Source organism: Kitasatospora sp. NPDC004614 (genome assembly GCF_042873675.1).
In the GTDB taxonomy this organism is placed as follows: Bacteria; Actinomycetota; Actinomycetes; order Streptomycetales; family Streptomycetaceae; genus Kitasatospora.
In genome coordinates, this window is sequence record NZ_JBIALR010000002.1 from 326,805 (window position 1) to 339,894 (window position 13,090).

The window sequence follows — 13,090 nt, forward strand, 5'->3', positions numbered from 1 at the left end:
CCAAAAGCACCCGCCCCGCAGACCAGCCCCGGCGGCCGCCCGCACCGCCTACATCCTTAGCCCGCGCGCCAGTTGGACCTCCGACAGCTCCGACACGTCCGCCGGCACCGAATTCCGCAACCGCCCGCACCGCGGACACCGCAACAACCGCCCCGGCCCCAGCCGCCCCGCCTGCAACTGCTGCATCGGAAACGCCGCCGTTCCGAACAGATGCCCCTCCGCACAACGAACCAGGGTGCGCTGCTCCATCGGTCCCTTTCCCGTACTTCCGCATCCACCGAAAGCCGTCACATTAGGGGACCAACCGGACACCACCCCACCAGGCTCGCCGCCACCCAGAACCCCGTACTCCCACCCCACCCGATGGGGTACAGTGGTGCTTGATCGATCCGTCCCTGACGGTTCGTCAGCTGCGGGCGTAGTTTAATGGTAGAACATGAGCTTCCCAAGCTTAGAGCGCGAGTTCGATTCTCGTCGCCCGCTCCACGGCAAAGCCCCAGGCCAGAGGCCTGGGGCTTTCTCGTTGCCTGGGCCAATTCGGGGGTGAAGGCCGGCTCGGCACGGGTCCGGCGCTATTTGATCTTTCGGAGGACGGGTTGGTCCTCCCCGAAGGGCTCCGGCGTGCTCCGTCCGGTACGGGTGACCTCGACCATGGGCTCCTCGTACATTTCGCTGTAGTGCGCGGAGGGCGCGACTTTCTGGACGCCGGCAGTCCGGTACCGCCCGGACTGCGCCTCAATCAGGATTGTGTCGCCTGCGCGGAGGTCCGCAGCCCTCACTTTCTCGGTGTTGCGGAGCATGGGAGCGTTCTTCGTGTCGATCTCGGAGTACCAGTTCTGGAGCGACGCGGTGCGCCGGTCGTTCTCTTCCCGCAGCAGATCCAGATCCATGCGTTCGCGCTTGAGCACCGCGCGAGCTTCCTCGACGGTGCCGCGGATCTCTGCCGCCGTAGGCCAATCGGCCGGGCGCCGGCTGTTGCCCGATTCGCGGTCGAGGTGATTGGCCAGGGTTTCGATCAGATCGAGCAGGCGTTCCGAGTTGGTCATGTCGTCATTGTGCAGTGGGTCGGCCCCGGGGATGCCGGGAAGGCCGGTACTGCGGCCGACGCCGAACGGTTGCCTCTCGCTTTTCGAAACCCCATCAGGCTGGTGCGCACAGAGGCCGGGGCTGGTAGGCCACCAGTATCACCAGCCTGGAAGGAGAGTTCGGTTCGTGTCGCCCGCTCCAGCGGAGAGCCCCGGGCCGGTGGTCCGGGGCTCTTTGTGGTGGTGGGGTCAGGCCGGGTGCGGGGCGCCGAGGTGGGGGAAGTGGGGGAGGAGGTCGGTGTGGGGGGTGATGTGGTCGGTGGGGACTTTGCCGCCGGTGAGCATGGTGAGGCGGGCGGAGGTGACGTCGTCGGTGAGGGTGCGGCCGTTGGGGTAGGCGGTGGGCTTGGTGCGGTCGTAGCGGAGGATGTCGGGGAGGACGGCGCGTAGGGCCTGTTCGGCGGCTTGGGGGGTGTAGTCGCCGAAGTGCTGGAGGACGGCCGACCAGGGTTCGCGGTAGGTGGTCCAGTCGTCGGCGGGTTCGCCGGCGTTGTAGGCGTCCTTGACGTCCTCGGCGTTGAAGTAGGCGGTCAGGGACGGGTGGGCGCCGCGGTCGACGGAGGTGAGTCGGCCGTTCTGGTGGAGGCTGACCCGGCCCCAGACGCCGATTTCGGGGTGCGGGCCGAGTTCGGTGTTCGGGACTTCCAGTGCCATGGCGAAGACGTTCTTGTCGGCTCCCCAGTCGATGCCGGTCCATTGGAACTTGGCGACGATGCCGTCCAGGTCGGCGAAGAACGGGTCGCTGCGGAAGCCGATGTAGCACTTGTAGGGGCCGGACTCGGTCACGGTGGGTGTGGCGTCGAAGTTCACCGGGAGGTCGGTGAAGAGTTCCTGGCCGGTGGCGTCGTGGGCGCGGGCCTGGTCGCCGGTGGCGCGGCGGACGGTGGCGGTCTGATGGTTGTTGGTGGGTGGGGAGAAGGTGAAGCTGTAGGCGATGTCGGCCCGATGGTCGCTGTCGGTGTCGATGTTGATGCGGTAGACGGCGTCCGGGTGGAAGGCGTCGCCGCCGGTGGGGGCGATCGGGTTGACGTTGAGGATCAGGACGGTGCGGTCGCCGGGGGCGGCGAAGGCGAACAGGTCCGTCATGTCGAGGCGGGCGTCGTCCAGGGGTGAGCGGAGGTTGGGGCCGCTGAGGTGATGGGACATGGCGCCAGCATCGGAAGTCGAGTGTTCAGGGGTGTTGCGGCGCGGCTTGCGGGGGCCGGGATTCATCCGGTTGGCCCCGGAGGGGGAGCGGACGTGGCCTCAAGTCGCCGTCGAGGCACGGGAGTTCTGCTTCGGCGGAGTGGCGGGTGCGCAGGTAGCATGCGCGGTCGGCCGAGGTGTGTGCCTGCGAGGAGGAAGCCGGGACGATGGACGTACGACTCGACGAGGCAGTGCCGGGGTGCCCGGTGAAGGGCGGGCGGGTGCCGCTGTACGGGCCGGAATTCGCCGCCGATCCGCAGGGGTACTACGAGCGGTTGCGGCGGTTCGGGCCGGCGGCTCCGGTGGAGTTGGCGCCCGGGGTGGAGGCCACGCTGGTCACCGACTACGCGACGGCCCTGCGACTGCTGCAGGATTCGGCGACGTTCCGCAAGGATCCGCACCGGTGGCGGGCGCTGTACGAGGGGCGGATCCCGGCCGACAGCCCGGTGCTGCCGCTGCTCGCGCCCCGTCCGAACTGCATGTTCACGGACGGCGCCGAGCACTTGCGGCTGCGGCGGGCGGTCACCGACAGCATGGCCCGGGTCGATCCGGGTCGGCTGGCCCGGACGACCAGGCAGGTTTCCGACTTCCTGATCTCGCGGTTCGCGGAGCAGGGGGCGGCCGATCTACTGGCCGCGTACGCCAAGCAGTTGCCGCTGTTCGTGTTCAACGACCTGTTCGGCTGCACGGCCGAGATCGGCGACCGGGTGCTGTTCGGGATCTCCGGCATGTTCGACGGGGTGAACGCCGAGCAGGCTGCCCAGGTGCTGTTCGGCGCGGTCGGCGAACTGGTCGTGCTCAAGCGGGAGCGGCCGGGCGACGACGTGACGAGTTGGCTGATGGAGCACGGCCAGCGGCTCACGGACGACGAGATGGTCCATCAGCTGGCCCTGCTGCTGGGTGCCGGGGCCGAGCCGCTCGGCAACCTGATCGGCAACACGCTGCACCGGCGGCTCACCGGCGACACCTACACCGTGGGCGGCGGCCTCACCGACGAGGCGATCGACGACACCCTGTGGGACAACCCGCCGATCACCAACCTGGCGCCGCACTACCCGGTGACGGACCTGAACCTCGGCGGGCAGTGGGTGCGGGCGGGCGACCTGGTGCTGGTCAGCTTCACCGCCGCCAACACCGGCCCGGAGCTGGTCGCGCAGCGCCAGGCCGGCAGTCGCGCCTACCTGTCGTGGAGTGCCGGGCCGCACGCCTGCCCGTCGAAGGATCCGGCGCTGCACATCACCATGGCCGCGCTGGACAACCTGTTCCAGCAGCTGCCGGATCTCGAACTGGCCGTTCCCGAGGCGTCGTTGAGCTGGCGTCCGGGCCCGTTCAACCGGGCGCTCGCCGCGCTGCCGGGCCGGTTCACGCCGCGCGAGCCGGTGCCGCCGGTGCCCGCCCGGCGCGCGGCCGCGGAGCCGGAGGCGGCGCGGAAGCCGGAGGCGCCGGCTGGAAAACCCGGGCGTTGGAGCCAGTTCCTCAGCTGGCTGACCGGCTGATCCAAGAGCGACCCCGTCCTCCCTTGCCCGGCGCGAACGGCCCGGCCACACTTGCCTCGGGTCGGACGAGGGGGGCGCGCGATGACGGTACCGGCAGCGGTCGGCGGGGTCCCGTTCGGCCCCCGGTTGCGGGCGCTGCGCCGGCGTTCCGGGCTCAGCCAGCAGGCCGCCGCCGAGCGCGCCGGGCTGAGCACCCGGGCGCTGCGTGACCTCGAACAGGGCCGGGTCCGCCGGCCCCGGCCGCGTACGCTGCGGCAGTTGGCCGAGGCGCTGGCGATCAGCGACGAAGAACTCGCCGATGCACAACGGGAGTTGGATGAGGGGCCGCGGCTGCTGATCCTCGGGCCGCTGGAGCTGCGGAACGGTGGCGATCCCGTCCCGGTCACCAGTCCGATGCTGCGCCGCCTGCTCGGCCTGCTGGCGCTCAAGCACCCGGAGCCCGCCACCCGGCAGGAGATCACCGACACGCTGTGGCCGGACGGGCCGCCGGACTCGCAGCAGAGCCTGGTGCACACGTACGTCAGCCAGGCCCGCCGCCTGCTGGCAACCGGGGTGGCCCGCACCCCCACCGGCTACCGGCTGACGGCCGGCCCGCAGGACACCGATCTCGGCCGCTTCGACGCCCTGTTGGCCCGTACGGTGTGCACGCACCACGCGCCCGAACCGGCCACCGTCCACGAGACGCTGGCCCGGGCGCTGCGCTGGTGGCGCGGGCCGGTGCTGGCCGACGCCGACCCGGCGCTGCGGCGGCACCCGGCCGCCGTCGCGACGGGCGAACGGCGGATCCGCGCCGCGCTGTTGTACGCCGACACCGCCCTGCTGCTGCACCGGCCCGCCGACGCCGTCCCCCAGCTGTGGGAGTTGGTGCATGCCGAGCCGCTGCACGAGGGGTTGCACGCCCGGCTGATCCTCGCGCTGGCCGGGGGCGGCGAGCAGGCCGCCGCGCTCGACGTGTTCCAGCGGTTGCGCGAGCGACTCGACGAGGAGCTGGGCATCGCCCCCGGCCCGGAGGTCGAGGACGCCCACCTGCGGGTGCTGCGTCGCCAACTTCCAGTGCCCGCAAGGGGCATCCAGCCGGCCCAGCTGCCCGCAAGGGATGTCCAGCCGGCTCAGCTGCCCGCAAGGGATGTCCAGCCGGCCCAGCTGCCCGCCGAGAGCGGCCCGCACCTCGGCCGCCGGGCCGAGCTCCGGCTGCTCGACGCGCTGACCGCCCCGGGCCCGCAGCCGCGCCTGGCGGCGGTGGTCGGCCCGCCCGGTGTCGGCAAGACCGCGCTCGCCGTGCACTGGGCGCACACCCGCCGCGAGCGCTTCCCGGACGGGCAGCTGTACATCGACCTGCGCGGCCATTCTCCGCACCCGGCGCTGCGTCCCGCCGAGGTGCTCGGCCGCTTCCTGCGCGCCCTCGGCACCCCGCCGGACCGGCTGCCCGACTGCCGGGACGAGGCCGCCGCGCTCTACCGCACCCTGCTCGCCGACCGGCGCGTGCTGATCGTGCTGGACAACGCCCGCGACGCCGAACAGATCCGCCCGCTGCTGCCCGGCGCCCGCGGCTGCGCCGTCCTGGTCACCGGCCGCCACCGCCTGACCGGGCTGGTCGCCGCCGACGGCGCCCGCCGGCTCACCCTGGACGCGCTCGGCCCGGACGAGGCCCGCGAGCTGCTCGGCAGCGTGGTCGGCGAGTGCCGGGTCGCCGCCGAACCCGAGGCCGCCCGCCGCCTCGTCGAGCTCTGCGACGGCCTGCCGCTGGCCGTCCGTGCTGCCGGTGCCGGCCTGGTCGCCCGGGACGGCACGATCGCCGAGCACTGCGCTCGGCTGGCCGGGGACGACCTGCTCGAGCTGCTGCACGTCGAGGGCGACCCGCGTTCGACCGTCCGGGCCGCGCTCGACCTCTCCTACCGCGAACTGCCCTCCCCGGCCCGGCGGTTGTACCGCCTGCTCGGGCTGCTCCCCGGCCCGGACACCACCGCCGACGGCGCCGCCGCCCTTGCCGGCACCGGCCCCGGCGAGGCCGCCGCCCTGTTGCGGACCCTCGCCGACGCCCATCTGCTGCGTGAGCGCGCCGGCCGGTACGGGCTGCCCGGGCTGCTGCGTGCACATGCCCGCGAGTTGACGGAGCGTCAGGAGATGGGCCCCGCCCGGCAGCGGCAGTTCGACTGGTATCTGACGGACGCCGACGAGGACCTGGCCCCCGTTGTCCGGCAGGCCTGCGACGCCGGCTTCCCCGCCACGGTCCGGCAGGCCTGCGACGCCGGCTTCCCCGCCACCGCCCGGCGGCTCGCCGAACAGCGGCGGCCCGCGGCGGCGGCCACCGGGCACCCCGACGACCTCACCGTGCTCGGGCTGATCTGCGGGAAGCTAGGCCGGCTCCAGGAGGCCGCCGAGCACTTCACCCGGGCCGCCCGGCTGCACCGCGAGCAGGGCGCCACCGCCGAGGAGGCCATCGCCCGGACCAACCTGGCCGCCGTCCGCCGCGCGCTGGGGCGTCCGGCCGACGCCGTCCGCCTGCTCGACGCGACGCTGCCCGTGCACCGCCGCACCGGCAACACGTTCAGCGAGGCGGTGGCGCTGACCTGCCTGTCCGGCGCACGCACCGACCTCGGCGACCCCGCCGCCGGCCGGCTGCTCGCCCGCGCCGCGATCACCGCCGCCCGCACCCTGCGCCACCCCGCGCTGGAGGCGGGCGCCCACCTCGCGCTGGCCGCCGCGCACGAACGCGCCCACTGCCGAGCCGACGCGGCCGCCGGATACCGGGAGGCGCTGCGCCTCGCGGAGGCCGCCGACGACCGGCACCCGCAGGCCGTCGCGCTGATCGGCCTCGCCACCACCCGCTCCGGCACCGACCCGCAGGCCGCCCTGGAGCACGTGGAAAACGCTCTCCGGATCAGTCGCGCCGCCGGTTTCCGCATCCTCGAAGGCAACGCTCTCGCCGCTCTGACCTGCGCACTCGTCCGGCTGGAGCAGCCGCAGGCGGCACTGGACAGCGGCCGCCGCGCGCTCGCCCTGCACCGTGCGACCGGCCACCTGCCCGGCGAGGTGCGGGCCCTGCTGGCCCTCGGCCGCGCGCAGTCCACGCTCGGCGCGCCCGGCCTCGCCGTCGGGCACTGGCGGGAGGCGTTGCGGCTGTCCCGGGCGATGGGCGTGAGCAGGCTGCGCTGAGCGGCAGTTCCGCCGCTTCCGCGCTTTCTGCCGGTCGCGGCTGACGGAAGGTCATATCGGCAGGTCGGAAGGGGTTTGGGCGCCTCTGGTCCGGCTGTGGGAGCGGGTACAGGCCACCTTCGTACGGTGGGCGCACCGCCCGCGCCGACACCCGGAGGACTTCGCATGAGCCGCTACGACCTGCTGGCGTCCACCCCGGCGGCGCGCCGCGTCCAACAGGAGCTGGGCAGCGCCGCCGCGGCCGCGCGCCGCCTGCGCGAGCCCGCCGGGGAGCCCGAGCCGCTGACCGATGCTGCCGCCGCGTTCATCACCGGTCTCGACGGCTTCCTGGTCGGCACCGTGAACGAGAACGGCTGGCCGTACCTCCAGTACCGGGGCGGCCCGCCGGGCTTCGTGCACGTGCTGGACGCGCACACGCTCGGCTACCTGGACGTCCGCGGCAACCGGCAGTACCTGACCACTGGCAACCTGCGCGCCGACGACCGGGTGTCGCTGTTCTTCCTCGACCACGCCAGGCAGGCCCGGCTCAAGTTGTTCGGCCGGGCCACCGCCGTCCCGGCCGACCGGTACCCGGAGTTGGTCGCCCGCCTGGAATCCCCGCGCACCGACGGCCGGATCGAACAGGTCGTCACCGTCCGGGTCGAGGCGTTCGCCTGGAACTGCCCCAACCACATCACGCCGCGGTTCAGCGAGGCCGAACTCGACCACGCCCTCGCCCCGGTCCGCGAGCGTCTCGCCCGGCTGGAGGCGGAGAACGCCGCCCTGCGCGCCGAACTCGCCGCCGCCGGTACCGATTTGAAGGACTGAACCGTGTCCGAACGCCTTGCCGATGCCCCTGCGGCGGAACAGGTCCGGCCCGCCGAACCGGCGATCTGGTCCCGCAACTTCCGCTATTACTTCACGGCCCGCAGTGCGGGCCTGCTCAGCTGGGCGATGCTCCCGGTCGCGGTCTCGGCCGGTCTGATCGGCAGCGGCCACGGCCTGGACGCCGCCGGCTACGCGATGGCTTTTCTGGTCGGCCCGTTCGCCGGGCTGGTGCTGTTCGGCGGGGTGCTCGCCGACCGGTTCACCGCCCGCCGGATGATGATCGTTGCCGACCTGGCCAACCTCACCGCGCACATCCTGCTGGCCGTTCTCTTCCTGTACGGCATCGACCACCTGTGGCAGCTGTACGCCCTGCTGGTGGTGGCCGGTACCGCCAACGCGCTGTTCCAGCCCGGGGCTTCGTCCACCGTCCCGCTGGTGGCCCGGGACGTGCAGGGTGCCAACGGGGTGCTGCGCACCTCCGAGGCGGTCACCGGGCTGGGCGGGCCCGCGCTGGCCGGCGTGCTGGTCGGGTTCGGTTCCACGGGCTGGGTGATGGTGATCTCCGGCCTCGCCTACGCGACCAGTGCGATCTGCCTGTTCGCGCTCCGCCTCGGTGCGGTGCCCGCCCCGCCGGTCGGGGACGGGCTGTGGCGGAACCTGGTGGTCGGCTGGCGGGAGTTCCGTTCCCGCAGCTGGCTGTGGGGCGTCATCGCGATCTGGATGGTCTACGCCGTGCTGTCCTGGGGCCCGCAACTCTCGCTCGCCGCAGGGCTGATCGTCCCCAGGCACGGCGCCACCGCCTTCGGGCTGGTCAACTGCGCGCTCGGCGCCGGGACGGTGGCCGGTGGGCTGATCGCGATCCGCTGGAAGCCGGCCCGTCCGCTCGCCGCCGGCGGGGCTGCGATGTTCGCCTACCCGCTGTACCCGCTCGGCCTGGTGCTCGGTGCCCCGGTCTGGCTGCTCGCCGCCGCGCAGCTGCTGGTCGGCGTGGGGATCGGCGTCTGGGGCGTCATGTGGGCCACCAGCGTGCAGACCCAGGTTCCCGGCGAGGTCCTCAACCGGGTCCACGCGTACGAGGTGGCCGGCTCGGTCGGCATGTACCCCCTCGGCAGCGCGCTGGCCGGCCCGGCCGTGCACGCCTTCGGCACCACGCCCGTCCTGCTGGTCGGCACCGTCGTCGCGCTGCTCGTCCCGGCCGCGCTGCTGCTCACCCGCCCGATCCGCACGCTGACCCGGGTGCCGGACCGCAGCTGAAAAACGATGCAGACCGCTGATTGTCCGGTCGATCACGCTCTGCTCGGCACTCTCGCGCACGAGCGCACGGCCGGTTCAGAAGTGGATCACCGTGACCGCAGAAGAGCACGTCATCGCCCCGATATCGGGCCGATATCAGTCGTCCAGCGGTTCCGGAGCGGGGGCGGCGGGGCGCGGGGCGGCCAGCAGGAAGGGGATCAGGCCGCGGTGCAGCAGGGCGGTGCGCCAGGCGGTGCGGGCCGCGGACAGCTCCTGGGTGTGCTGCGGCTCCTCGGAGGGCGTGGCGCGCTGGCGGGAGGCGCTGAACAGCAAGCCGAGCAGGCCGATCAGGGCGCTGGCGACGGCGATGGCGACGGTGGACCATGCGGCGGTGCGCAGCACGTCGGCGGTGAAGGCGTGCGGGCTGGACAGGCCGATCAGGGAGGCCAGCAGGAAGAACACGGCGGCGGCGCTGCCGGACACGATCGGTACCACCAGGGCCAGCGCGCCGAACCAGCCGGACATCCGCTCGCCGGGTTCGGCGGCGGGCCCGGGTGCGGGGGGTGCGGCGTCGCGGAGCCGGCAGTACGTCAGGTACTCGGGTTCGGCCGCGGCCAGGATCTCCTCGGTGCGCTGCCGGGCCAGTGTCCGCAGCCGGGTGGCCTGCGAGGTGTCGCCGGTCAGTGCGGTGCGCACGGTGGGGTCGGCGAAGGCCCGGCCGAGGGCGTACTCGAAGTCGGCGCGGTCCTGCTGGGTGGGGCCGTGGCCGGTGAGCGGGTCCATGGTGTTGTCCCCCGTGGGTCGAATGCCGGTCAGCCGTAGCTGACGTCGGAACAGAGGTCGTCGTCGGCGGAGCGGGCCTGGCTGACGCTGGTGGGCAGCGGGCCGGTGGGCAGCGGCGGCGCGGCGGTGGTGCCGTTGCCGGCCGCGTAGTCGGCGCCGAGGGTGAGGGAGATGCCGGCGTGGCTGCCGGCCTGCAGGGTGGCGCCGGGGAAGAGTTCGGCGACCTTCTGGGCCTTGGCCTTCTCGCCGGGCCCGTATTCGACGAGGGTGGTGGCGTGGCTGCGGGAGGTGGCGTTGGCCCGGCCGGTGACGGTGAAGCCGGAGCCTTCCAGCGCCTCGGCGGCCTTGCCGGTCAGTCCGCCGGTCTCGGTGCCGTTGTAGACGGTGACCTTGATGCCGGCCCCGTCGACCTTGGCCGGTGCGACGGTCCGGCTGGGCGTGGGTTCGGTGGCGGGCGCACTGGCGGCGGGCGCACTGGCGCCGGCCGAGGCGTCCTGGCCGTCCAGGGTGCGGTCGGCCTTGAGCGCGGCCCACAGCTGGTCGACGTCGGGGTGCACGAGGGCGACCCGGTCGCCCTGGTAGCGCCACGGCACGGTGAGGAACTTGATGTCGTGCAGGTCGATGTCCTTGAGCGACATGGCGAAGTCGACGAGCTTCTGCGCCGAGCCGAGTCCCTCGTCGACGGTGAGCGACTTGGTGACGGCGTCGGCCAGCGGCAGCAGCGCGACGGGGTTCATGCCCTGCGACTTGACCTGCTTGATCAGCGAGGACAGGAAGGCCTGTTGGCGCTTGGTGCGGCCGATGTCGGAGCCGTCGCCGAGGCCGTGCCGGATCCGGACGTAGTCGAGGGCGGCCTGGCCGGAGATCTTCTGGTGGCCCTGGGCGAAGAGCTCCTTGCCGCGGTGTCCGAGGTTCGGGTTGAGGTCGCCCTCGTACACGGCCTTGGGCAGGCAGACGTCGACGCCGCCGACTGCGGAGGTCATGTCGGCGAAGCCCTGGAAGTTGATCACCATGGTGTGGTCGATGCGCAGCCCGGTGAGCTTCTCCACGGTGTTCTGGGTGCAGGCGGGGTTGCCCTGGTCGGTGTTGCCGACCGAGAAGGCGCCGTTGAACATGGCGCTGGCCTGCGGCTTGGTCCAGGTCTTGTTGGGCAGCAGGCAGGACGGGATGGCGACCAGCGAGTCGCGCGGGATGGAGACGCCGACGGCGTGTTTGTGGTCGGCGTAGACGTGCAGCAGGATCGCGGTGTCCGAGCGGGCGCCGCCGTCGTCTCCGCCGCCGAGGTCCTTGTTGGTGCCGGCGCGCGAGTCGGAGCCGATCAGCAGGAGGTTGACCGGGACCCGGCCCTGGGAGTCGGCGCTGGCGGCGTCGGGGCGGTCCTTGCTGATGCCGGCGCTGTCGAAGGTGCTCAGGTTGCCGTTGAGCCGGTAGTAGACCAGGCCGCCCGCGGTGACGGCGAGCGCGACGACGCCGGCGGTGGACCACAGGACGATCCGGCGGACTTTGCGGCCGCGACCGGATCCGTCGCTCCGGGCCCCCACCCTGCGTGCAGACATGACGCACCCTTCCCCGTCGTGGCCGGCGGAGCGCCGGCCCGAACTTCTACAGAGCTGTAGAGGTTCAGCGAAGCATACAAATTCGGTCGGGTGAAGTCACACCCCTCCCTCCGTGCGGTGGCGGCGCCCGCGCCCGGTGCCCGGGAAAGCGCGATCCCCCGGCGGCCGGGGGCCGTCGGGGGATCGGTGAGCGGGGAAGGTCAGTGCACGCGCAGCAGGGCGAGGTGGACGACGGTGGCCCGGGCGAGGTCCAGGGTGGCGCCGCGGCGGTGGCGGCGGGCTTCGGCGGATCCGGCGCGTTCGATGGCGGTGCGGCGGGCGTCGTCCTCGGCGGGGGCGTCCACGATGAACAGGTGGCTGCCGGAGCGGACCTGGTTGGCGTGCGGGATCTCGACGCACCAACGGTGACGGCTCTGGGTGGCGTCCATCGGCCTTCCTCTCCCGGCGGGACCTCCGTGCCGGTACCTGGGGGGCTTCCGCGGGCGGCAGGGGTCCTTAGACCATAGGTATAGGCCAATTCCTCCGTCAAGAGGACAAGTTGTCCATTAGATAATCCGTTCAACGGTGTATATCCGGTCGCTGTCCGCTACCGTTCCGGCCATGACCGCCCCCGCCCACCCGGCACCCTCGGCCCGCCGCCTGCGCACCCGGGCCACCCTGCTCGCCGTCCTCGGCGAACACGGCACGCTCAGCCGCGCCGAGATCAGCCGGCTCACCGGGCTCTCCCGCTCCGCCGTCAGCAGCGCCGTCACCGACCTGATCGACGAAGGACTCGCCGGCGAAACCGCCGCCACCACCACCGCCGGACGGGGCCGCCGCGCCGCCGCCGTCACCCTGCGCCGCGCCCACGCCCTCGTCCTCGCCCTCGACTTCGGGCACACCCACGTCACCGCCGCCGTCGCCGACACCACCGGCACCGTACGCGGCGAGGCCACCGCCCGCCTCGACGTCGACAACCACCCCCGCGAGGTGCTGGCCGCCGCCCGCACCCTCGCCGACCGGGCACTCGCCGCCGCCGGCCACCCCCTGGACGCCATCACCGCCGTCGCCGCCGGCATCCCCGGCGCCCTCGACACCCGCACCAACGTGGTTCGCGCCCCCTCCACCCTCTCCCAGTGGATCGGCATGGACCCCGCCGCCGAACTCGGCCGGCTCTTCGGCCTGCCCGTCACCGTCGGCAACGACGCCGAGATGGGCGCCCGCGGCGAACGCGCCCACAGCGGCGGGAACGCCGTCAACGACCTGATCTACGTCAAGGCCTCCACCGGCATCGGCGCCGGACTGCTGCTCGACGGACGCATCTACCGCGGCGCCAGCGGCATCTCCGGCGAGATCGGACACATCCAGCTCCCCGACACCGGCACCTGGTGCCGCTGCGGCAACCGCGGCTGCCTGGAGTCCGTCGCCTCCATCGTCGAGGTCCGCCGCCGCCTGGCCCACGTCCTCGCCCCCGGCGCCCGACCCGACGAAAACGTCGAACTGCCGCCGCTCGGCGAACTCACCGACACCCCTGCCGCCGCCCGCGTCATCGGCGAAGCCGGCCGCACCATCGGACGCGTCCTCGCCGACCTGGTCAACTGCCTCAACCCCGCCGCCATCGTGATCGGCGGCGAACTCGGCCTGGCCGGAGCGCCGTTGATCAACGGCATCCGCGAGTCGGTCGACCGCTACGCACAGCCCGCCGTCGCCGAGGCCGTCGAGATCCGCGCCAGCCGGCTCGGCCTGCGCTCCGAACTGTACGGAGCGATCGACACCGCGGTGGCCGCGGCGGTCGGTCAACTGCCCTGAT

Annotated in this window: 11 protein-coding genes and 1 tRNA gene; 6 read left to right on the forward strand and 6 right to left on the reverse strand. The window is 73.0% G+C overall.

The features are described from left to right. Positions 1-48 precede the first annotated feature (48 nt). Positions 49-249 (reverse strand): hypothetical protein, encoded by a 201-nt coding sequence (locus ACFYST_RS06945; RefSeq protein WP_387639567.1) that lies wholly within the window; start codon positions 247-249, stop codon positions 49-51. Positions 250-412: 163 nt separating this feature from the next. Here ACFYST_RS06945 and ACFYST_RS06950 point away from each other — a divergent pair. Next, positions 413-486, forward strand: a tRNA-Gly gene (locus ACFYST_RS06950). Between the two features lie 86 nt (positions 487-572). Here ACFYST_RS06950 and ACFYST_RS06955 read toward each other — a convergent pair. Together ACFYST_RS06955 and ACFYST_RS06960 are read right to left on the reverse strand one after the other, a co-directional pair. Then, positions 573-1,046, reverse strand: coding sequence for a hypothetical protein (locus tag ACFYST_RS06955; RefSeq protein WP_387639564.1), 474 nt, complete (start codon positions 1,044-1,046; stop codon positions 573-575). 228 nt (positions 1,047-1,274) lie between these two features. Further along, on the reverse strand, positions 1,275-2,231 hold the full coding sequence (locus ACFYST_RS06960; protein ID WP_387860535.1) for a DUF4331 family protein: 957 nt from the start codon (positions 2,229-2,231) through the stop codon (positions 1,275-1,277). Between the two features lie 206 nt (positions 2,232-2,437). Between ACFYST_RS06960 and ACFYST_RS06965 the strand changes: the two genes are divergently transcribed. From ACFYST_RS06965 to ACFYST_RS06980, 4 genes are all read left to right on the forward strand, one after another. After that, on the forward strand, positions 2,438-3,766 hold the full coding sequence (locus ACFYST_RS06965) for a cytochrome P450 (protein ID WP_387860538.1): 1,329 nt from the start codon (positions 2,438-2,440) through the stop codon (positions 3,764-3,766). A gap of 81 nt (positions 3,767-3,847) precedes the next feature. After that, positions 3,848-6,922, forward strand: a complete 3,075-nt coding sequence (locus ACFYST_RS06970) for a BTAD domain-containing putative transcriptional regulator (protein WP_387860541.1) — start codon at positions 3,848-3,850, stop codon at positions 6,920-6,922. A 165-nt stretch (positions 6,923-7,087) separates the two neighbouring features. Continuing rightward, complete coding sequence (locus ACFYST_RS06975) at positions 7,088-7,729, forward strand: pyridoxamine 5'-phosphate oxidase family protein (RefSeq protein ID WP_387860543.1); 642 nt, start codon at positions 7,088-7,090, stop codon at positions 7,727-7,729. Between the two features lie 3 nt (positions 7,730-7,732). Continuing rightward, entirely contained in the window at positions 7,733-8,983 is a 1,251-nt protein-coding gene (locus ACFYST_RS06980) for an MFS transporter (RefSeq protein WP_387860545.1), read from the forward strand. A gap of 135 nt (positions 8,984-9,118) precedes the next feature. Here the strand turns inward: ACFYST_RS06980 and ACFYST_RS06985 are convergent, their stop codons facing one another. The 3 genes from ACFYST_RS06985 to ACFYST_RS06995 form a co-directional block, all read right to left on the reverse strand. Further along, positions 9,119-9,745, reverse strand: a complete 627-nt coding sequence (locus tag ACFYST_RS06985; RefSeq protein ID WP_387860547.1) for a hypothetical protein — start codon at positions 9,743-9,745, stop codon at positions 9,119-9,121. 29 nt (positions 9,746-9,774) lie between these two features. Continuing rightward, positions 9,775-11,301 carry an LCP family protein gene (locus tag ACFYST_RS06990; RefSeq protein WP_387860550.1) on the reverse strand — a complete coding sequence of 509 codons (1,527 nt, stop codon included), beginning with the start codon at positions 11,299-11,301 and terminating at the stop codon, positions 9,775-9,777. A 200-nt stretch (positions 11,302-11,501) separates the two neighbouring features. Beyond that, positions 11,502-11,729, reverse strand: a complete 228-nt coding sequence (locus ACFYST_RS06995; protein WP_387860551.1) for a hypothetical protein — start codon at positions 11,727-11,729, stop codon at positions 11,502-11,504. Positions 11,730-11,901: 172 nt separating this feature from the next. On the opposite strand from ACFYST_RS06995, the gene ACFYST_RS07000 reads away from it, so the two are divergent. Beyond that, positions 11,902-13,089, forward strand: a complete 1,188-nt coding sequence (locus ACFYST_RS07000) for an ROK family transcriptional regulator (protein WP_387860553.1) — start codon at positions 11,902-11,904, stop codon at positions 13,087-13,089. Position 13,090 lies beyond the last annotated feature (1 nt).